The organism is Xanthomonas hortorum, from assembly GCF_024339125.1.
Lineage (GTDB): Bacteria > Pseudomonadota > Gammaproteobacteria > Xanthomonadales > Xanthomonadaceae > Xanthomonas > Xanthomonas hortorum.
The window spans coordinates 931,945-952,842 of sequence record NZ_CP101417.1; the positions used below are offsets into that span (position 1 = coordinate 931,945).

The 20,898-nt window shown below is 64.0% G+C and carries 15 protein-coding genes; 7 read left to right on the top strand and 8 right to left on the bottom strand.

Annotated elements, in window-relative coordinates:
• Positions 1-100 precede the first annotated feature (100 nt).
• Positions 101-535 carry a winged helix-turn-helix transcriptional regulator gene (locus NMB96_RS03870; RefSeq protein ID WP_039513244.1) on the bottom strand — a complete coding sequence of 145 codons (435 nt, stop codon included), beginning with the start codon at positions 533-535 and terminating at the stop codon, positions 101-103.
• 134 nt (positions 536-669) lie between these two features.
• On the opposite strand from NMB96_RS03870, the gene NMB96_RS03875 reads away from it, so the two are divergent.
• Together NMB96_RS03875 and NMB96_RS03880 are read left to right on the top strand one after the other, a co-directional pair.
• Positions 670-1,560 (top strand): SDR family oxidoreductase, encoded by an 891-nt coding sequence (locus NMB96_RS03875; protein ID WP_023903020.1) that lies wholly within the window; start codon positions 670-672, stop codon positions 1,558-1,560.
• Positions 1,561-2,171: 611 nt separating this feature from the next.
• Entirely contained in the window at positions 2,172-3,617 is a 1,446-nt protein-coding gene (locus tag NMB96_RS03880) for an OprO/OprP family phosphate-selective porin (RefSeq protein WP_023903021.1), read from the top strand.
• Between the two features lie 152 nt (positions 3,618-3,769).
• Here NMB96_RS03880 and NMB96_RS03885 read toward each other — a convergent pair whose 3' ends face one another.
• The 3 genes from NMB96_RS03885 to msuE form a co-directional block, all read right to left on the bottom strand.
• Positions 3,770-4,801 (bottom strand): methionine synthase, encoded by a 1,032-nt coding sequence (locus tag NMB96_RS03885; RefSeq protein ID WP_255086286.1) that lies wholly within the window; start codon positions 4,799-4,801, stop codon positions 3,770-3,772.
• A gap of 28 nt (positions 4,802-4,829) precedes the next feature.
• On the bottom strand, positions 4,830-5,813 hold the full coding sequence (locus NMB96_RS03890) for a DUF1852 domain-containing protein (protein WP_023903023.1): 984 nt from the start codon (positions 5,811-5,813) through the stop codon (positions 4,830-4,832).
• Positions 5,814-5,981: 168 nt separating this feature from the next.
• Entirely contained in the window at positions 5,982-6,575 is a 594-nt protein-coding gene (gene msuE / locus NMB96_RS03895; RefSeq protein WP_006452645.1) for an FMN reductase, read from the bottom strand.
• Positions 6,576-6,672: 97 nt separating this feature from the next.
• Here msuE and NMB96_RS03900 point away from each other — a divergent pair, with 97 nt between their 5' ends.
• From NMB96_RS03900 to NMB96_RS03910, 3 genes are all read left to right on the top strand, one after another.
• Positions 6,673-7,587, top strand: coding sequence for a LysR family transcriptional regulator (locus NMB96_RS03900; protein WP_023903024.1), 915 nt, complete (start codon positions 6,673-6,675; stop codon positions 7,585-7,587).
• A 103-nt stretch (positions 7,588-7,690) separates the two neighbouring features.
• Entirely contained in the window at positions 7,691-8,590 is a 900-nt protein-coding gene (locus NMB96_RS03905) for a methylenetetrahydrofolate reductase (protein ID WP_255086287.1), read from the top strand.
• 302 nt (positions 8,591-8,892) lie between these two features.
• Positions 8,893-10,851 (top strand): choice-of-anchor X domain-containing protein, encoded by a 1,959-nt coding sequence (locus NMB96_RS03910; RefSeq protein WP_255086288.1) that lies wholly within the window; start codon positions 8,893-8,895, stop codon positions 10,849-10,851.
• 586 nt (positions 10,852-11,437) lie between these two features.
• On the opposite strand, the gene NMB96_RS03915 is transcribed toward NMB96_RS03910, so the two are convergent.
• The 3 genes from NMB96_RS03915 to NMB96_RS03925 are packed head-to-tail and all read right to left on the bottom strand — an operon-like array spanning position 11,438 to position 17,304.
• On the bottom strand, positions 11,438-12,871 hold the full coding sequence (locus tag NMB96_RS03915; protein WP_255086289.1) for an efflux transporter outer membrane subunit: 1,434 nt from the start codon (positions 12,869-12,871) through the stop codon (positions 11,438-11,440).
• Positions 12,868-16,017, bottom strand: coding sequence for an efflux RND transporter permease subunit (locus NMB96_RS03920; protein WP_255086290.1), 3,150 nt, complete (start codon positions 16,015-16,017; stop codon positions 12,868-12,870). The genes NMB96_RS03915 and NMB96_RS03920 overlap by 4 nt, the downstream gene beginning before the upstream one ends.
• Before the next feature lie 9 nt (positions 16,018-16,026).
• Positions 16,027-17,304, bottom strand: coding sequence for an efflux RND transporter periplasmic adaptor subunit (locus NMB96_RS03925; protein WP_303623039.1), 1,278 nt, complete (start codon positions 17,302-17,304; stop codon positions 16,027-16,029).
• 250 nt (positions 17,305-17,554) lie between these two features.
• On the opposite strand from NMB96_RS03925, the gene baeS reads away from it, so the two are divergent.
• Complete coding sequence (baeS, locus tag NMB96_RS03930) at positions 17,555-18,934, top strand: sensor histidine kinase efflux regulator BaeS (protein WP_255086291.1); 1,380 nt, start codon at positions 17,555-17,557, stop codon at positions 18,932-18,934.
• On the top strand, positions 18,934-19,635 hold the full coding sequence (locus NMB96_RS03935; RefSeq protein ID WP_255086292.1) for a response regulator: 702 nt from the start codon (positions 18,934-18,936) through the stop codon (positions 19,633-19,635). Before baeS ends, NMB96_RS03935 begins: the two co-directional genes overlap by 1 nt.
• An 85-nt stretch (positions 19,636-19,720) precedes the next feature.
• Here the strand turns inward: NMB96_RS03935 and NMB96_RS03940 are convergent, their stop codons facing one another.
• Positions 19,721-20,860 (bottom strand): MFS transporter, encoded by a 1,140-nt coding sequence (locus NMB96_RS03940; RefSeq protein ID WP_255086294.1) that lies wholly within the window; start codon positions 20,858-20,860, stop codon positions 19,721-19,723.
• Between the last annotated feature and the right edge of the window lie 38 nt (positions 20,861-20,898).

Sequence of the window (20,898 nt, forward strand, 5' to 3'; positions counted from 1 at the left end):
GCGCGCAAGCCAACGATCAACCGACGCAGCGACGCAGCGACGCGCCAACCTAATCAAGGCCAGCGCCGTCAGTTCCCTTGTCAGCACTGCAATGCAGCGCTTACGCCATCGCTTCGTCGGCATCCAGCGCGACCGCCGGCTGCTGGGCATGATCGAAGCGTTCGCGTGCGGAGCGAATGGCTGCATGGTTTTCGCCTGCCCAGTTGAGCAACTGCGAGATCGGGCCGAGCAGCGCCACGCCAAGCTTGGACAATGCATATTCCACGCTGGGCGGCTTGGTGGCGTAGACCTTGCGGGTGATCATGCCGTTGCGCTCGAGGTTGCGCAGGGTCTGGGTCAGCATCCGCTTGGAGATGTCCGGCACGGCGCGCTGGATGGCGCTGAAGCGGGAGGGGCCTGGGATCAACGTCAGCAGGATCAGCATGGTCCATTTGTCGCCGATCTGATCGAGCACATCGCGCACCGGGCACTTGGTGGCGTCGAAGGGCATGCCTTGCAGGGACGGCGGTGGCGGAAACAGAGCAATCGCGTTCACGGGGGTATCTCACGGTAACCAGGGGGAAGAAAACTGCCTCCTTGTGGAGGATCGAACGGCCCTGATAAAGAGTGCGCGGACCTAGAGTCTAGATAGTAGACCACACCTCTTATCAATACCAACTGGAGTTCACCATGGCACACACTTCCCCCCTGATCCTCGTCACCGGCGCCAGCGGGCAGTTGGGCGCGTTGGTCGTCGAAGCCTTGCTAGAGCGTGTGCCAGCGGCACGCATCGTAGCAACGGCCCGCGATACTGCGTCACTCGCAAAGTTCGCAAAACGCGACATCAGCGTGCGTCGCGCCGACTATGCAGACCCGCAGAGCCTGGATGAGGCCTTCGCCGGGGTGGGCCGCGTGCTGCTGGTGTCGTCCAATGCGGTGGGCGAACGCGTGCCGCAGCACCGCAACGTGATCGAGGCGGCCAAACGTGCCGGCGTGGAATTGCTGGCCTATACGAGCGTGCTGCACGCCGACAGCAGCACGCTATCGCTGGCCGACGAGCATGTCGCCACCGAAGCGCTGCTGCGCGAGAGCGGCGTGCCGCATGTGCTGCTACGCAATGGCTGGTACACCGAGAACTGCACCGGCTCGATCGCGGCCGAAGTGGCGCATGGCGCGGTGATCGGCAGCGCCGGCGAGGGCAGGATCAGTGCGGCCACGCGCGCCGACTATGCCGCCGCCGCAGCAGCGGTGCTGGCCGCCGACACACCGCAGGCCGGGAAGGTCTACGAGCTGGCCGGCGATACCGCCTTCACCATGGCCGACTATGCCGCCGAGCTGGCGCAGCAGTCCGGCAAGCCGGTGGCCTATCACGATCTGCCCGAAGCCGACTATGCGGCGGCGCTGGTGCAGATCGGCTTGCCGGCTCCGTTCGCCCAGATGCTGGCGCAGTGCTCGGCGTCTTCGCGCGACGGCAGCCTGTTCGACGACAGCCACACCTTGAGCGAGCTGATCGGCCGCCCGACCACCTCGCTGCACGATGCGGTGGCTGCGGCATTGGCGGCTGCGCCTTCGGCAGGCTGACCGGTGTGATCGACCGAAGCCGGGCACAGGCCCGCTTCGGTCGGTGTTGCGCCGTGCAAGCGGCGCGTGGACCTTGCGTGCGGTGATCGGCGCAGATGCGGTCAGTGCGCAGGCACTGCGGCGGCCGTGTGCTCCAAGCCCAATCCAGTTCCAGGCACACCCGAGCACCGAACGCGCTGGGCAGGCTGCGTGGTCGCCTCTCGGGTCGTGCTTCTGTCATGCCTTCACTTCATTGCCGCGTGGAAAGCAGCAGTACCGGCGCCGTGCAAGACGCGCGCCCCCAGTCGCAAGGCATCCAAGATGCGAACTGATGCCCGATCCGCACGCGATCCCGACAGCGGTAAGCCAGCACCTGCACGGACCGGCTCGCCTCGCATTCGTCGCATAACTGCCATCGGACGGACACGCTACTGACACAGGCTTGCGTACACACGCGCCGTCGATGTCACCAAACTGACATCAAATCTAAATATAACTGCTGCCATTGCCGCTACGTCAGGACGACCTGGGCGCCTGGCAGGCGCTCAGACGCCATGTTCGCCGCCCCGGTTGGGGGGCAGCTGCAGGCCTGACGCTGCCGCCGACCCGTTTCCCTTGCACGAGCCGGACCCATGAAAAAACGCAATCTCGCCACCGTTCTGTGCGCCCTCAGCGCGACCGCCAGCGGCAGTACGCTGGCCGCCGAGCTGGAGCTGTACGTCGACCGCAAGACCAAGCAGATCTTCGCCGAGCCGGCACCGGGGCGCGACAAGCTGGGCAAGTTCGTGCAGGTGGACGAGAACGGCAAGCTGCCGGCCTCGGCACTGCCGGCTGCACCGGCATTGCCGCCACCGCCTGCCGCGCCAGTGGCCGCCGACACCGCCATCGCCCAGACCGCACCTGCACCCGTGCCGGCAGCAGCGCCGGCCAAGCCCGGCGAAGCTGGCAAGAAGTGGTACGACAAGCTGAGCCTGCGCGGCTACACCCAGATCCGCTACAACCAGGGCATCGGTGGCGACGCGCAGGATCTGCGTGCGCCCGGCGACCGCTTTATCGGCAACGACCAGAGCCTGGGCATTCGGCGTGCGCGTCTGGTGCTGAGCGGCGATCTCAACGAGCACGTGTCGCTGTACTTCCAGCCGGACTTTGCGAGCACGCCCACCGGTTCGACCACCTCCAACTTCGCGCAGCTGCGCGATGCGTATGCCGATATCTACTTCGACAAGAAGCGCGAATACCGCGTGCGTGTGGGCCAGTCGAAGATGCCGTACGGCTGGGAAAACCTGCAGTCCAGCCAGAACCGTCTCACGCTGGATCGTGCCGACGCGCTCAACTCCGGCCTGCGTGACGAACGCGATATCGGTGCGGTGTTCTATTACAGCCCAACCGTGGCCAAGGGCCGCTTTCAGGATCTGGTCAAGTCGGGCCTGAAGGGCTCGGGTGATTACGGCGTGATCGGCGCCGGCGTCTACAACGGCCAGGGCGCCAACCGCGCAGAACGCAACGACGGCATGCATGCGGTGGTGCACGCCACCTACCCGTTCAAGTTCGCCAACGGCCAGTATCTTGAAGTGGGCGCCGATGCCTACAGCGGCCGTTTCGTGCCGACGGCTGCAGCGGTGAATATCGGTGGCCGCAGCTTCACCCCGGCGATCACTGACCCGAACGGCTATACCGACCAACGCGTGGCCGCCCACATCATCTACTACCCGCAGCCGTTCGGCCTGCAGGCCGAGTGGACGGTGGGCCGCGGCCCGGAGCTGGATGTCGCACAGCGCCGCATCCGCACCCGTTCGCTGAGCGGCGGTTATGTGCAGGCGATGTTCAAGCACGACTTCAATTACGGCACCCTGCTGCCGTACCTGAAGTGGCAGACCTACCGCGGCGGTTCCAAGTTCGACACCAATGCGCCGCGCATGCGCCTGGACGAAGTGGAAGCCGGTGTCGAGTGGCAACCGATGGATGCGCTGGAACTGGTATTCGCGTATTCGAAGATGAAGCGCACCGACGTCACCACGGCGCCGTATCCGGTGGTGGAAGGCGACTTGCTGCGGCTGCAGTTGCAGGTCAATTATTGATCGCTGCAACCAGATGGAAGACAAACAAGCCCCCGCATGCGGGGGCTTGTTTGTTAGTGCGGCGCCGGTCTCGGTCGCCCGTTGCAGCGGTCGGATAGCGTTCGCGTCGGCCCGCATTCCTTCGGCCGATGAGCTACGCAAGCATCAGCGCGCTACCGCGCCGACAGTTCTGCACGAATGATGTCTGCGCCTGCACTGAGGGCAGTGAGCTTGCCTCGTGCAACGTGGCGGGCGAGCGGCGCCATCCCGCAGTTGGTGGACGGGTAGAGCTTGTCGGCATCGACAAACCGGAGCGCCTTGCGCAGCGTATCGGCCACCTCCTGCGGTGTTTCGATCGTATTGCTTGCCACGTCGATGGCGCCGACCATCACCTTCTTGCCGCGAACGAGTTCGATCAGATCGATCGGCACATGCGAGTTGTGGCACTCCAGCGAGATGATGTCGATATTGGATGTCTGCAGCTTGGGGAACGATTCTTCGTACTGACGCCACTCCGACCCCAGCGTCTGCTTCCAGTCGGTATTGGCCTTGATGCCGTAGCCATAGCAGATATGGACGGCGGTCTCGCACTTTAGGCCTTCGATGGCCCGTTCAAGGGTGGCAACACCCCAATCGTTGACCTCGTCGAAGAAGACATTGAAGGCCGGCTCATCGAACTGGATGATGTCCACGCCGGCCGCTTCGAGCTCCCTGGCTTCCTGATTGAGAATCTTCGCAAACTCCCATGCCAGCTTTTCACGGCTTTTGTAGTGCGCATCAAAGAGGGTATCGATCATCGTCATGGGGCCGGGCAGCGCCCATTTGATCGGCTGCCGGGTTTGCTGGCGCAGGAACCTGGCATCGTCGACGAAGACGGACTTCGGGCGGCTCACCGCGCCAACAACGGTGGGGACGCTGGCGTCATAGCGATCGCGAATCCTGACCGTCTCGCGCTTTTCGAAATCCACACCGCTGAGATGTTCGATGAAGGTGGTGACGAAATGCTGGCGGGTCTGCTCGCCGTCGCTCACGATATCGATGCCTGCGTGCTGCTGTTCCTGCAGCGACAAGCGCAATGCGTCCTGCTTGCCTTCGATCAGTTCCTCGTCCTGCAGCTTCCAGGGAGACCAGAGTTTCTCCGGTTGCGCGAGCCAGGACGGCTTGGGCAGGCTACCGGCGGTTGAGGTGGGGAGCAGCTTATTCATGATGAGTGATGTCTTGCGTTCGTGTTGATTAGACAGCGTGGCTGGAGGCCCACTGCTCGAGAATGTTCCCGTAGGGCTTGATGAAGTGCTCCTGCGTGAATTTGCCCTGCGTCACCGCGAGCTGGCTGCGCTCTTCGCGGTCGTAGACGATCTGGGTAGACGAGTAATCCTGATGCTTCAGGCTCGGCTGGTAGATGGCCCCCGCCGCAGAATTGGCGTTGTAGATCTCTGGCCGGTAAATCTTCTGGAACGTCTCCATGGTGCTGATGGTGCCGATCAGCTCAAGATTGGTGTAGTCGTTCAGCAGGTCGCCGAGAAAGTAAAACGCCAACGGGGCGACGCTGTTGGGCGGCATGAAATAGCGCACCTGCAGGCCCATCTTCTCGAAATACCGATCCGTCAATGAACCTTCGTCCTGCCGGTATTCGATGCCCAGGATGGGGTGCTGGTTTCCGGTGCGGTGATAGACCTTGCTGCTGGAGACGCTGATGCAGATGACCGGCGGCTTGGTGAACCGCGCCTTGTAGGCGTCCGAGTGCACGAAGTGCTTGAACAGCTTGCCATGCAGGCTGCCGAAATCATTCGGCAGGCTGAAGTTGGACGCGTCCTGATTGTGCGCTGGCAGCAGCACGCTGAAATCGTAGTCGCGCACATAGGAGGAAAAATTATTCCCTGCAATGCCGTCGATGCGCGCGCCGGTCGTTTTATCGAGGATGCTGGGTTTCAATATCTCGATCAACGGAAATGCATCGCCTGCTTCGCTCCCACCGATCTTCATCTCGACAGAGATGATTTCGAGTTCGACCGCGTAGCGGTCAAGCGTGGGATTATCCCAATGCGCCAGGTCGTTGAAACGGTTGTTAATCATCGCCAGCGTGTTACGCAGATTTTCCTGACGACGCTGCCCCCTGGCCAGGTTGGCAAAGTTGGTCGTGTTGCGCGTATTGGCCGCGGGACGGTAGTCCTCATCGAACCAAAGGCTTTTGATGCTGAAGGTCAATTCCTGAGTCATTGCAAGCTGACGCCTTGTTTCGAGATTAAATACGAGCGCACTTTTCAGCGAAGCTATTGATGCCTGCTGGATGGAAGCCGGAACTCTGGATCGGCGGGCCATCGCCAACGGATCCGGTGGCCGAAGACGGCGTGGTGGCCCGCCAGGCAACCGTGGGCGGGATGGCCCTCAAGCCGCTGCGACTTTTTCTGCGGCGATGGAACTTGGCTGCCGCGTCAATGCGATCAGCGGCAATGCCCGCTGCACCGCTAGCCTGGCGCGCTCTGCCAGGGCCTCGTTGTGCACGCGGTAGTCCAGAAAATCCCGGTCGGTGGCGTAGACGCCCAGCGGCAACGTGCGTGCCTGGAAGAAACTGAAAAGCGGCCGCAGCTGGTGGTCAATCACCAACGCATGGCGGTCGCTGCCGCCGGTTGCAGCCAACAGGACAGGCGTGTCGATCAAGGCGTCCTGATGGATGAAGTCGAAGAAATGCTTGAACAGCCCGGTGAAGGACCCGCGATAGACCGGCGTTGTCACCACCAGCACGTCGGCCTGCTCCACGGCGATCAGTTCCTGCTCCACCGTTGCGGGCAACTGCGAGCGCCAGACCGCCCCAGCGAACTGCGGTGCCAACGCCCCGAGTTCGACCAGATGTTGCTCGCACGGCACTGCATCGGCGATCAGCGCCAGCAGATGCTCGGCCAGGGCGACGGCCTTGGAGGGGCGTTGCATCCCGCCGGAGACCGCAACGACGCGGAGGGGGTGTGGCACGTTGACAGTCATGCAGGTGGACCTAGAACGACGAACCCCGATGCTAGGGCTCGCATTCAATGAAGTAAAATGGTGTTATTTCAACAATCCATGAATTCGGATCATCTGAATGCTTGAGCGCATCCACCTCACCATCGTCCAGCAGGTCGAGCAGCAAGGCTCACTGACGGCCGCCGCCGGCGTGTTGAACCTGACCCAGTCGGCGCTGAGCCACAGCATGAAAAAGCTGGAGCAGCAGCTGGGCACCGACGTCTGGCTGCGCGAGGGGCGCAGCCTGCGGCTGACCCAGGCCGGCCAGTATCTGCTGGCGGTGGCCAACCGGGTGCTGCCGCAACTGGACCTTGCCGAAGAGCGCCTGGGGCAGTTCGCGCAGGGCGAACGCGGTGCGTTGCGCATCGGTATGGAATGCCATCCCTGCTACCAGTGGCTGCTCAAGCTGGTGGCGCCTTATCTGGCCACCTGGCCGGATGTGGATGTGGACGTCAAGCAGAAGTTCCAGTTCGGCGGCATTGGCGCGCTGTTCGGCTATGAGATCGATCTACTGGTCACACCCGACCCGCTGTACAAGCCCGGGCTGCGGTTCGAGCCGGTGTTCGACTACGAGCAGGTGCTGGTCGTGGCCAGCGGCCATGCGCTGGCGTCGGCTGCCTACGTCAAGCCGCAGCAGCTGACACGCGAGGTGCTCATCAGCTATCCCGTGGACCTCGAGCGGCTGGACATCTACAGCCAGTTCTTGCTGCCGGCCGGCGTCACGCCCAGGCGCCACAAGGCCATCGAAACCACCGACATCATGATGCAGATGGTGGCCAGCGGCCGCGGCGTGGCCGCCATGCCGCGCTGGTTGGTGGAGGAATATGCCTCCAGGATGGACGTGGTGCCGGTGCGGCTGGGTGCGCGCGGCATCCCCAAGCAGATCTTCCTGGGGGCACGCGAGGCGGATATCGCCATCGACTACCTGCGCGCCTTCATCGAACTGGCGCGCGCGCCTGGCAATGGCAGCGCCACTCCACCGGGAGCCCACTGATGGACAGCATCGCCAGGCGCGTGTGTTGCACGGGCCGCCTTCCCGCTCGATCAGCGCTGACGTGCGGGAGCCACCCAATCGCCACCAGAGGACGGCAACCCCTTTGATGTCTCCGGATCCGCCCAGCCTCGCCAGCACCCTCGCCGACGCCTATTCGTTGGAGGTCGGCGCAAACGACATGCCCGCGCTGACCGCAGCGGCGCCGCGGATCTTGCGTGGCTCAACCATCTTCATCCCCTACCTGCCCAGCCAGAACGACGACGCGCGACTGGCTGCAGCACAGAGGGTGCGCACCCTCGGCTTCGCGCCCATGCCCCACCTTTCCGCGCGCCGCATCGCCTCGCTCGACGCGTTGCACGCCTTCGTCGGGCGTGCCGTCAATGAAGCCGGCGTTGAGCGCTGCCTGGTGATCGCGGGTGATGCGCCTTCTGCGATCGGGCCGTTTTCGGACAGCGTGTCGCTGATCGATACAGGTGTTTTCGAGCGCTCGGGCATCACCACCCTCGGCGTGGCGGGGCATCCGGAAGGACATCCGAGCATGCCTGCAACCGATCAATGGGATGTGCTGGAACGCAAGTGTCGCAGCATCGCCGAGCGCGGCATGGCGCCGCTGATCGTCACCCAATTCGTGTTCGATGCCGACATCGTGCTGACGTGGCTGGAAGCGCTGCGCGCGCGTGGCATTGCACATCCCGTGCGTGTGGGCGTTCCCGGTCCTGCCGGCGTCGCGGTGCTCGCGCGCTATGCCGCACGCTGCGGTGTGGGCGCATGCGCATCGATGCTGTCCAAGTACGGCATCTCGATCGGCAAGCTGTTCGGTAGCGCGGGACCGGATCGTTTTGTGGATCGCCTGGCCACCGGCCTCACTGACGCGCATGGAGACGTCAGCCTGCACTTCTTTCCCTTCGGCGGCATTGCGCAGTCTGTTGCGTGGGTAGAGCAGTATCGCTCCCGCAGCGCGGCCCACATCTTGTCGACCTCGGCATCGCGAAGGCCACAATAGCTTTCGCATGATCGTCTGGGTGGACGAATGCCCGCCGAGTACGACGCTCAACATCAACCACCAACCGTGCGTGTGATCCGGCACTGCGGTGCGTGGAATCGACATGTCCACGACCTGGATCACAGTCCGTACTATTCATTTCTGTGGATTTGTTGGCTGCGCGTGAGGTGCTGCAGCGCACAGCAGACCTGTCACAAGCGCGCGGTATAACCATCGGCGAATCGCGGCGAGGGGGCGCTGCATCCGGTGTCGTTGCCATGCGCAGCGGCATCGCTTCGCAACGTTCAAGGAGAGATGTCGCCATGCCGAAGCCGTCGCTATTGTCGTTACTGTGCAGCCTGTCGCTCGTGTCCCTGCCGCTTGCGGCGGCGGAGCTGCAGCCCAAACAACTGGCTGGCCCACCGGAGGAGTTCGCGCAGATGCGCGCACCCGATCCGGCAGAGTCGGCCATCCTGTCCAAGAGCGCCTTGCTGCCAGTGGAGTTGATGCCTGCGGGTAACTCCGCGCGTTGGCAAGGCACCTTGCCGGTGGAAAACGGCCACATGCGTTTCATGGTGTTGGCCGGCGACCAGCCGTGGGATGCGGCAGTGACTGCACCACGCGTTGCCGGCGCGCGTGCCGCTGCCGTTGCACCGCAACTGCAGGCGCAACGCACACTGCTGGGCAGCGCAGAGAGTGGCACCAGCGGCATGCGCTACGCAGTGGAATCCGCGCAGAACGGTGCATGGTCGCTGACCCTGCAATCGGCATCGCCGGTGGCGCAACGCGGCTATGTCTTGATGGAAGGCGATGCACGCACGCAGTTGGCTTCGTACCCGCGCAATCGTCGTCAGCAGGTGGGTCAATCGTTGACGCTCAACGCATTGCTCAGCGGCAACGATGCGCGCGGGGCGACCTTGCTTGCCGCGCAGGCTGGGCAGATCGAGACAGCCAGCCTGCGTGTGATCGATCCGCAAGGCGGCATCCGCACGCTGCCGATGGCCGATGACGGGCAACACGACGATGGTGCTGCCGGCGATGGCGTGTATGGCGGTACGTTCCAACCGAGTAGCGAGGGCACCTGGATCGCGCAGGTGATCGTGCGTGGTCACGACCAGGCCGGGCAGCCGTTCGTGCGCACCAGCGAGCATGTGTTGCCGGTGCTGGACACCTCGTTGCGTCTGCTCGGCAATGCACTGAGCGCACGTGCTGCCGATGGCACGCGGCTCAGCATTGCGTTGCCTATCGCCGCGCGCGGCAGGGCGCCGTCGCACTACCGTGTGTTCGGCCAGGTCTGGGGCACCGATGCCAAAGGCAAGGAGGTGCCGGTAGCATGGATCGGCGGCATGCTGACGCCGCAACAAGGCCAGTTGCCGCTGAGCCTGGACGAGCGCTGGATTGCGCGTGCCGGTGCACGTGCGCCGTTTAGCGTGCGTGGGCTGCGTATCGAAGATCCGGACCATTACATCCCGCTGGTGCAGGCCGACATGCTGCCGTTGCAGCTGCCCGCGTTACGGCGTGCCAGCATCGCGCGGTCTGCCGGTGCGATCGACGAAAGCATGCGTATGGGGCCGCGCCCGACTGCGTTGGCCAGTGCCAGTGCAATGGCGCAGCCGCAGGCCGCCGGCTCGCAACTGGTGCTGGTGCACGGCTATTGCTCCAACGGCGTGTGGCCGCAGGCGCAATTCACCAATGCTTCGTCGTTTATCGATGCCAAACAGAACCGCAGCAACGACCAGTTCGCGCAAAGGTTGGCGCAGTTCGCCAGCCAGTGGTCTTCGTTCGCCACGGTGGCGCACAGCCAGGGCGGCATGGCCGCGCTGCATCTGTATACCTACTACTGGAGCGGGCTGGATAACGCGAGCGGTGGGCGGGTGATGCAGTCGGTGGGCACGCCGTATCAGGGCACCAACCTGTCGGGCATTCTGGCGGCGGTGGGTTCGTGGTTCGGGGTGGGCTGCGGCACCAATACCGACATGACCTACGACGGTGCAAAGGCGTGGCTGGCCGGCATTCCGACCGATGCGCGGGCCAAGGTCAACTACTACACGACCTCGTTCGCCAAGACCAACTGGTACACCAACGACTACTGCAACGCGGCCTCGGATCTGGTGTTGAATGATCCGGAAGACGGCACCGTGGAGCAGGTCAATGCGCAGCTGCCGGGCGGGGTGAATCGCGGCCACACCACGGGGCAATGCCATACCACCGGCATGCGTGATCCGGCGCAGTATCTGGATGCCAGCCGCAATGCGGTGATGAACGCCAACGCTGCGAAGTGATGCGTTTTTAGCGACGTGCAATGCGATGGCCGGCGTTTGCGTCGGCCATCGCAGTACGCGTGGGAACACTTAGAGCGATTAACAAAACGTAGCGAGTAGTCGTCAGGTAGGTGCGCAGTAGTTTTGATAGCCGCTCTTTGCGTGTTGCATGCAGTTAGTTCTTGCTCGCCTAAGCGCGGCCAACACAACTTATACGTTCACGGATCTTGGTTGGCTTGAGAGTTGATTGAACGGTGTGGGTGCGTCGGCTTTTAGAGCGGTTGATCTGCGGGTTTGCTGCAGGGCCCTTGCCCGCCCACCGGCGCGGGACACGCCGCAAGTACGTCCATGTAGGCTCTTACGCGGCATCCATGCCGCGTAAGGTCCCGCGACGGTGGGCGGGCAAGGACTAGTCAAGATGGTCGGTGTGCGTAGCTCTTCTCAAAGCAACCGATTCACTCTCTGGTGCGGTGTCCTCACCGATTGCGGGACCGTGTGGCGGCATGGATGCCGCCACCGAGCCTACATGGACGTACTTGCGGCGTGTCCCGCAAGCGGTGAGGGCACCGCGCCCTCGACTCACCGACGCTCGCGCATTCATGCATGGCTACTGTTGCGCCAACGATTGCGACTGCGCATCGGCGCCGCCACCGAGTACCTTGTACAGGCTCACCCGATTGCTCGCCTCGGTCAGTCGCAAGCTGATCAAGGTCTGCTGCGCGCTATAGAGCGTGCGTTGTGCGTCCAGCGCCACCAGATAACTGTCCACGCCATTGCGGTAGCGCGCATCCGAGAGGGTGAAGCCGCGTTGTGCGGCATCGACCAGGGCGTGCTGCGCGGCCATGCGCTCGTCCAGCTGTGTGCGTTCAGCTAGTGCATCGGCCACTTCGCTGAAGGCAGTCTGGATCGCCAGTTCGTACTGCGCGATGGTGATGTCTTTCTGCAGCTTGGCCACGTCCAGTTCGGCCTTCAAGGCGCCGGCACGGAAGATCGGCACGCTGACGCTGGGCGAGAACGACCAGGTGTGGTCGCCCTCGAACAGGCTGGACAAGGCATCGCTGCCGCGCCCGACGTTGCCAGTGAGCGAGATGGTGGGGAAGAACGCGGCACGCGCGGCGCCGATGTCGGCATTGGCGGCCTTCAAGGTGTGCTCGGCCGACAACACGTCCGGGCGCTGCAGCAGCACGCGCGATTCCAGCTGGGCCGGTAGCGGTGCCAATGCCACACCGGTATCGATCGCATCGGCAGCCGGGAGCAACGCCGCTGGCACCTGTGTGCCGGCGACCAGATTCAGGGCATTGCGTGACTGCGCCAGCTGGGTGGTGAAACTGGCCACATCGGCACGCGCACTTTCCACACTGGTCTGGATCTGGGCCAGATCCAACCCGGAGACGATGCCGTTATCGTGTTGCAACTCGGTCAGGCGTAGCGTCTTGCGTTGGCTCTCCAGCGTTTGCTGCGCAAGCGCCAGCCGCTGCTGATCGGCAGCCACGGTAAGCCAGCCGCTGGCCACTTCGGCCACCAGGCTCAGGCGCGTGCTGCGTTGGGTCTGCTCGCTGGCGAGATAGGTTTCCAGCGCCTCGTTCTTGAGGCTGCGGATGCGCCCGAACAGATCCAGCTCCCAACTGGTGATGCCCACTTGCCCGGTGGCGCTGCGGATGATCTGCGGCGCACCGGTGAAACTGGTCGCTGCCGCAGCACGTTGCGCACTGTGCGAGACGGTGATATCCACCGCCGGGAACAGGTCCGCACGTTGAATGCGGTACTGCGCACGCGCCTGTTCGATGTTGAGCACCGCCACGCGCAGATCGCGATTGTTGTCCAGCGCCAGTGCGACCACTTGCTGCAGGCGTGGGTCGACCAGCACTTGCCGCCAATCCAGCGCAGCTGCATTGGACGTAGTGCTATCCGCGCTACCGGTGTCGCCGACAACGCTTGGCACCGGCGCATCCGGGCGTGCATAACGCGGCGCCATGCTGACGCAGCCACTCAATGCGATGGCACAGGCCACCGCCAGACTTACGGACAGGTTGCGCTTCACGGGGTCACCTCGGACGTACGGACGACGGTGGAGTGATCGGCGGCTTTACCCGGAAACAGGCTGCGCACCATCACGTAGAACAGCGGCACGAAGAAGATGCCCAGCAACGTGGAGGCCAGGGTGCCGCCGAGCACGCCGGTGCCCAGCGAATGACGCCCACCGGAGCCTGCGCCGCTGCTGATCACCATCGGCAGCACGCCGAGCATGAAGGCCAGCGAGGTCATCAGGATCGGGCGCAAACGCATGCGGGCGGCATGCAAGGTGGCTTCGATCAACGGCTGGCCTTTTTCTTCCAGTTCTTTTGCAAATTCCACGATCAGGATGCCGTTCTTGGCGGCCAGCCCCATCGTCGCCAGCAGGCCCACCTGGAAGTAGATGTCGTTGGACAGATCGCGCATCCAGGTCGCCAGCAACGCGCCGACAATGCCTACCGGCACCGCCAGCATCACCGAGATCGGAATCGACCAGCTCTCGTACAGCGCCGCCAGACACAGGAACACGAACACCAGCGACACCGCATACAACATCCAGGTCTGGGTGCCGGCGGCCTGTTCCTGATACGACATGCCCGACCAGGCGTAACCCACGCCCTTGCCCATGCCATCGACTTCGCCGGCCACCGCGGTCATCGCATCGCCCGAGCTGATGCCCGGTGCGGCGCTGCCGGTGATTTCCATCGATTCGCTGCCGTTGAAGCGCGTCAGCACCTGCGGTGCGTAGGCCCACGCACTGCTGGCGAAGGCCGAGAACGGCACCATCGCGGCATCGCTGTTGCGCACGTACCAGCGGTCGATATCGCTGGGCAACATGCGTGCGGCTGCTTCGCCCTGCACGTACACACGCTTGACCCGGTTGTTGTTGAGGAAGTCGTTGACGTAACGCCCGCCCATCACCGTGGACAAGGTGGTGTTGATGTCGGCGGCGGCCACGCCCAACGCACCGGCCTTGGCATCGTCGATCTGCACGCGGTAGGTAGGCGCATCGTCCAGCCCGTTGAAGCGCACCGCACTCAGGCTCTGATTGCCGTTGGCCAGCTGCAGCAATTGCTTGCGTGCTTCCACCAAGGCCTCGTGGCCGTTGCCGGCGGCATCCTGCAGCTGCAGAGTGAAACCGGAGCTGGTGCCCAAGCCGTTGATGGCCGGTGGCGTCAACGCAAACACCTGCGCGTCGGGCAGCGTCATCATCATCGCGCCGGTGATGCGTTGCGCCACTTCCTGCACCGAGCCGTCGCGGTCGGCCCAGTCCTTCAGACGGATAAAGCCCATGCCCGAGTTCTGGCTGCTACCGGCCAGACTGAAGCCGGAGATGGTCATGATGCCCTGCACTTCCGGTTGCTTGAGGATGAACTGGGTGGCCTGGTCGATCGACTGCTGGGTGCGTTGCTGCGTGGCGCCGGCCGGTGCGCTGAACATCACCATCAGCATGCCCTGGTCTTCTTCGGGCAGGAACGCGCTGGGCAAACGCCAGAACAATACGCCCAGCACCACCAGCAGCACCACATAGATCAGCGAGCCGAGCTTGCGATGGCTGACGATGCGCTCCACACCGCGCCCGTAACTCTCGGTGCCGCGATCGAAGCGTGTGTTGAACCAGGTGAAGAACCTGCCCAGCACGCCCTTGCGCGAGACATGGCCGCCCTTGTCGATGGGCTTGAGCAAGGTGGCGCATAGCGCAGGGCTCAAGGTCAGTGCGACCACCAGCGACAGGATCATCGCTGCGGCAATCGTCACCGAGAACTGCCGATAGATCTCGCCAGTGGCACCGCCGAAGAAGGCCATCGGCAGGAAGACCGCGGTGAGCACCAGCGCGATGCCGACCAGCGCGCCGGTGATCTGGCCCATCGAGGTATGCGTGGCCTCGCGCGGCGACATGCCTTGTTCGGCCATCAACCGCTCGACGTTTTCCACCACCACGATGGCATCGTCGACCAACAAGCCGATCGCCAGCACCATCGCGAACATGGTCAGCGTGTTGATCGAAAAACCCAGCAGCGACAACACGCCAAAGGTGCCCATCAACACCACCGGCACCGCGATCACCGGCACCAGCGTGGCACGCCAGTTCTGCAGGAACAGATACATCACCACGACCACCAGCACGATCGCTTCGATCAGGGTCTTGACCACTTCCTCGATGGAGATACGCACGAACGGTGTGGTGTCGTAGGCGACCTCGTATTTCAGCCCGGCCGGGAAGTACGGCTTGAGCGCGTCGAGCTTGGCCTCCACCAGTTTAGCGGCGTCCAGCGCATTGGCGCCGGTCGCCAGCTGCAGGCCCATGCCCGAGGCGGCCTTGCCGTTGAATTTGGAACTGGAACCGTAGGATTCCGAACCCAGCTCCACCCGCGCGACATCGCGCAGGTACACGGTGGCGCCGCTGGCATCGGACTTGAGCACGATGTTCTCGAACTGCGCCGGCGTGCGCAGCTTGCTGCGCGAGGTCACCGTGGCATTCAACTGCTGGCCCTGCAGTGCCGGCAATGCGCCCAAGGCGCCGGAGGACACATCGGCGTTCTGCGCGGCGATCGCTGTACTGACATCGGAGGGCATCAACGCGTAGGTGTGCAGTTTTTCCGGATCCAGCCATACGCGCATCGCGTATTCGGCGCCGAACACGTTGACGCTGCCGATGCCATTGAGGCGGCTGATCGGGTCCTGCAACGTGGACACCATGTAGTCGCCGATGTCGGTGCTGTCCATGCTGCCGTCTTCGGAGGTGAAGGCCAGCACCATGAACATGCTGCCGCTGGCCGATTTGGTCACGGTGATGCCGTTGGTCTTGACCTCGTCAGGCAGCAACGCCTCGCCTTGCGATACCTTGTTCTGCACCTGCACCTGCGCGGTATCCGGGTCGGTGCCGGAGTCGAAGGTGAGCGTGAGTTGCGCGGTGCCGGCCGAGCTGCTGCTGGAGGACATGTAGAGCAGATTGTCCAGGCCGGTCATCTGCTGCTCGAGGATCTGCGTGACGGAGTTCTGCACGGTCTCTGCAGAAGCGCCGGTATAGGTGGCGCTGACCGTCACCGAGGGCGGTGCGATGTCCGGGTATTGCTCCAGCGGCAGCGAGAAGATCGAGATGGCGCCGGCCAGCGTGATGACGATGGCGATGACCCACGCGAAGATGGGGCGGTCGATAAAGAAACGAGCCATAAGAGTTCCTCAGTCGGCCTTGGGCGTGGCGCTGGCCGGCGCTGCGGGCGTTGGCTTGGCATCGGGCGTAGCTGCGGCGGGTGCACTCGGCGTCACTGCTGTGGGTGCAACCGGCGCCGCTGCAACTGGCCTGGCCGCAGCGGCCTTTACTTCGCGCGTCTTCACCGGCATGCCGACCTGGATTTTCTGCAGGCCCTGCACGATCACGCTCTCGCCCGCAGACAATCCTTCGCTGACCACCCAGCGATCGCCCACTGCATCGCCTGTCTTGAGCACGCGCTGCGCCACCTTGCCGTCGGCACCGACCACCATCGCCACCGCCTCGCCCTTGCTGTTGCGGGTGACGGCCTGCTGTGGCACCAGGATCGCCTGCTCGTTGACGGCCATCGACAGCACCGCCTTGACGTACATGCCGGGCAACAGCAGATGGTCCGGATTCGGAATCACCGCACGCAGTTTCACCGTGCCGGTGGTGGCATCCACCGCGGTGTCCACCACTTCCAGCGTGCCGGTACGCGCGTAAGCGCTGCCGTCTTCCAGCAGCAGCTTGACCTCCGCCTTGCCGTCCACCGCCTTGACCTGGCCGGCGTCGAGCTTGCGGCGCAACTGCAGCAGCTGCGCGCTGGATTGGCTGACATCCACATAGATCGGGTCGAGCTGGTTGATGGTGGTCAGCACATCGGTCTGGTCGGCAGTGACCAGTGCGCCCGGGGTAAAGCTCGAGGTGCCGATACGGCCGCTGATCGGCGCGGTGATGCGGGTGAAATCCAGATTGAGTTTTGCGGTCTGTAACGCGGCCTTTGCGGCGGTCACCGCGGCCTCGTTCTGACGCAACGTGGCGATGGCGTCATCGCCATCCTGCTGGCTCACAGCATCCAGCTTGACCAGCGTCTGATACCGCTGCGCCTTGGGCTTGGCCGAGAGCACTGCCGCTTGCGCCTGCGCCAGCTCGCCCTGCGCGGAGGCATACGCGGCCTGGAACGTGGCCGGCTCGATCTGGTACAGCACCTGGCCGGCCTGCACCTGCTCGCCTTCGGTAAACAGCCGCTTGCGCAGGATGCCGCCCACCTGCGGGCGCACCTGCGCGCTTTGATAGGCCACGGTGCGACCGGGCAGCGTCTGGTCCAGCGCCAGGCGCTGCACGTCCACGCGTTGCACGCCCACTTCCATTTGCCGCTGCTGCGGCGCTCGTGCAGGCGAACAGGCCGCCAGCGCGACGGTGATCATGGCGGCCAGCAGCCATTGGCGCGGCACCATGGCAGAACGGGAAGAAGCGACGGAACGCATGCGGCGCACTCGGGAATGATCGGAGGATGCGCACGCTACGCTGCGAATATGGAGCAAATTTGAAGATTTGCGTTGACAGACAGCAGGCGCTTGCTTTCGGGGTTTAATGAAGTCCCAATACGGGTGTGCAAGACAGGCGGCGCACGTGGCGTCTGCAGTCGACGCCGCTGCAGTCGCCATTCAATGCAGGCAGTCATGACAGCAAGCGCACGTGCGTGACCTCATTCGCAACAAGGTTTTCCCAACGTCGATGAAACTCGGAATCACCGCCAAACTCTTTCTCGCCATCCTGAGCGCGTGCATCGCAGTGCTGCTGATCAATGGTCTGGCCGGGCAGCTGTTGCTCAGAAAGCAATTTCTCGACTATCTCAGCGAGCAAGGCATCGAGCGGATGATGGAAGTGTTGCCGCGCGTGCAGGCCGATTACGCCAAGCATGGCGACTGGAACTTCATCCGCGACAATCCCGATGCCTGGTTCGTGCTGATGCGCCCGGAGCTGGCGCAAAATCTGCCACCGCGCGCACCGCCGATCTCCGACCAGACCGGCGCGGTGTTTCGCTTCGCGCTGCTGGATCGCGATTACCGCGTGATCATCGGCAACCCCGATGTCAGCCGCACCGACACGCTGCGCCCGGTCGTGGTGCGCGGGCAGACGGTGGGCTGGATGGGCATGCTGCCGTTCGAGAGGGTGCTGACCGCCAACGACGCACGCTTCTTTCAAGCCCAGCAACGTGTGTGGTGGACAGTGGGCGCGGCATCGATCGGTGTCGCTGCGCTGTTTGGCTGGTTGTTGTCGCGCACCTTGCTGCGCCGCCTGCGTGGCTTGACAGTGGCAACCCATCGCCTGGCCGCCGGCGACTACGGCACGCGATTGCACGCGGGCATGCGCGATGAACTCGACCAGCTCGCGCGCGACTTCAACCAACTGGCACAGGCACTGGACAACAACGAACGCGCACGCCGCGATTTCATGGCCGATGTCTCGCACGAACTGCGCACGCCACTGGCGGTACTGCGCGCCGAACTGGAAGCGCTGCAGGACGGTATCCGGCCGATGACGCGTGAGTCGCTGACCTCGCTGCATCAGGAGGTCGGCCAACTCGGCAAGCTGATCGAAGATCTCTACGACCTGTCGCTGACAGATGTGGGGGCGTTGGCGTATCGGCGCGCGCCGATCGATCTGAGTGTGGTGTTGCAGTCCACACTGGCCGGCATGCAGATGCGCATCGCTGCAGCCGGGCTCACGCTACGCGCCGACGGCATCGATGCGCCGCTGCATGTCAACGGCGATGAGCGCCGCCTGCAGCAGTTGCTCTCCAATCTGCTGGAAAATTCGTTGCGCTATACCGATGCCGGCGGCCAACTCGTTGTGCACTGCGCACGACGCGGGCATGCAGTGGAAATCGTGGTGGAAGACAGCGCGCCCGGTGTGCCGGCAAACAAGCTGGATCGCCTGTTCGAGCGCTTTTATCGCGTGGAAGGCTCGCGCAATCGCGCCAGCGGTGGCAGCGGGCTGGGCCTGGCGATCTGCCGCAATATCGTCGGCGCGCACGAGGGCGAGATCCACGCGACCGCTTCGCCGTTGGGCGGCCTGCGCGTGACGCTGCGGCTGCCGGCATTGGAGGCGTAATGGACACCCAGACCGCACCGGCCGCACATGTGCTCATCGTCGAAGACGAACCGCGACTGGCCGCCGTGCTGGGCGAGTATCTGCACGCGGCCGGCTATTCGCATCATTGGGTGGCCGATGGCGCGCAGGCGATCGCAGCATTTCGCGCGCAGGCGCCGGATCTGCTGTTGCTCGATCTGATGCTGCCAAATCGCGATGGTCTGGACATCTGCCGCGAACTGCGCAGCCTCAGCGCGGTACCGGTGATCATGGTGACTGCGCGCGCCGAAGAGATCGACCGCCTGCTCGGCTTGGAGATCGGCGCCGACGATTACATCTGCAAACCCTTCAGCCCGCGCGAGGTGATCGCGCGCGTACGCGCGGTGCTGCGCCGGCACCGGCATGATCCCAACAGCGAGCCGACGCACGGCCTGGTCATCGATGACGCCGCCTGCCGCGCCAGCGTGGCCGGACGCGATCTGGATCTCACCCAGGTCGAATTCCGCCTGCTGCGTACGCTCTCCGCATCGCCGGGCCGTGTGTATTCGCGCGAACAGCTGATGGACCGCGTGTATGTGGACCACCGCATCGTCACCGACCGCACCGTGGACAGCCACATCAAGAATCTGCGCCGCAAACTGGCCGATGTGGGCGGCGAAGAGTGGGTGCGCTCGGTGTACGGCGTGGGCTATCGCTTCGAATATTTACCCACCGAGGCGTAGTCCCTGCCCCGCTCTTGGTAGGAGCGCGCCCGCGCGCGACGCTTTACCGATCACCCATCAACGATAGGCGGGTGACACCCACCACTCACACCTTCAACCACCGCGTGGAAATCGCCACGCCCACCATCAACACCGCAACGCCGATCAAGGCACCGACCAGGCCGATGCCGTGGGCGGCGAACCCGATCAATGCCGGCCCGGCCAGAATGCCGGCGTAACCCAATGTCGTGACTGCAGTGATGGCGATGCTCTCCGGCATGCGCGTCTGGTTGCCGGCCAGCGAGAACAACGCCGGCACGATATTGGCGCACCCCAGCCCCACCAACACGTAACCGGCCAACGAGGCCTGCCACGGGCTCACCAGCGTGAGCACCAGAAAACCCGCGCTGGCCAGCAGCGCGCCAAGCACGATCGAGCGGATGCGCCCCAGCCGCTCCACCACCGAGTCGCCCAACAGACGGGTCACCGTCATGGTCAACGCAAACGCCACATAGCCCAGCCCGGCGGTGCTCGGGTTGACCTGGTGCACATCGGCCAGGAACACCGAGCTCCAGTCCAGAATGGTGCCCTCGGCCAGAAACACCACAAACGCCAGAATGCCGATAAACAGCACGATGCCCTTGGGCAGCGCGAGCAACGGCCCCTGCTGTGAAATGCGCTCGGCACGCCAATGCCGAACGGACAGTGCACCGACAAGCAGCATGGCAATCACACCGGCGATCGCAGCGCTCAGCGGACCAATGTGCGCCGACAACAGCAGCGTCATCGCACCGGCACCGACAAAGCCGCCGATGCTGAAAAACGCATGGAATCCGGACATCATCGCGCGCTTGGCGTCGCGTTCGACCACCACCGCCTGCATGTTCATCGCGCAATCCATCGCGCCCACGCCGGCGCCGAACACGAACAGCACCGCACCCAGCATCCACGGGTTGGCGACAACGGCCAGAAACGGCAGGCTGATGCAGATCAATGCAGTCGTCACCGCCATCACCGTGCGAAAGCCGAAGCGCGCCGACAGGGCGCCGGCCAGCGGCATCGCCAGAAACGAGCCTGCGCCCAGGCACAGCAGGATCAACCCGAGCGCACCATCGTCCACGCCGGTCCTGGCCTTGGCGAACGGCACCAGCACCGCCCAGATGGCCGCAGCAAAGCCGGGAATGAAGAACGCTGCGCGCGTGGCGTGTTGTTGCGCGCGAGCGCTGGAGGCAGGTGCAAGCGACATGCAAACAATTCCAATAGGAGCGGCGAACAGAAACGGCA

Coding starts and splice junctions, on each gene's coding strand:
- NMB96_RS03875 (WP_023903020.1), top strand. CDS start 670: ATGGCACACACTTCCCCCCTGATCCTCGTCACCGGCGCCAGCGGGCAG.
- NMB96_RS03880 (WP_023903021.1), top strand. CDS start 2,172: ATGAAAAAACGCAATCTCGCCACCGTTCTGTGCGCCCTCAGCGCGACC.
- NMB96_RS03885 (WP_255086286.1), bottom strand. CDS start 4,801: ATGAATAAGCTGCTCCCCACCTCAACCGCCGGTAGCCTGCCCAAGCCG.
- NMB96_RS03890 (WP_023903023.1), bottom strand. CDS start 5,813: ATGACTCAGGAATTGACCTTCAGCATCAAAAGCCTTTGGTTCGATGAG.
- msuE (WP_006452645.1), bottom strand. CDS start 6,575: ATGACTGTCAACGTGCCACACCCCCTCCGCGTCGTTGCGGTCTCCGGC.
- NMB96_RS03900 (WP_023903024.1), top strand. CDS start 6,673: ATGCTTGAGCGCATCCACCTCACCATCGTCCAGCAGGTCGAGCAGCAA.
- NMB96_RS03910 (WP_255086288.1), top strand. CDS start 8,893: ATGCCGAAGCCGTCGCTATTGTCGTTACTGTGCAGCCTGTCGCTCGTG.
- NMB96_RS03920 (WP_255086290.1), bottom strand. CDS start 16,017: ATGGCTCGTTTCTTTATCGACCGCCCCATCTTCGCGTGGGTCATCGCC.
- NMB96_RS03925 (WP_303623039.1), bottom strand. CDS start 17,304: ATGCGTTCCGTCGCTTCTTCCCGTTCTGCCATGGTGCCGCGCCAATGG.
- baeS (WP_255086291.1), top strand. CDS start 17,555: ATGAAACTCGGAATCACCGCCAAACTCTTTCTCGCCATCCTGAGCGCG.
- NMB96_RS03935 (WP_255086292.1), top strand. CDS start 18,934: ATGGACACCCAGACCGCACCGGCCGCACATGTGCTCATCGTCGAAGAC.
- NMB96_RS03940 (WP_255086294.1), bottom strand. CDS start 20,860: ATGTCGCTTGCACCTGCCTCCAGCGCTCGCGCGCAACAACACGCCACG.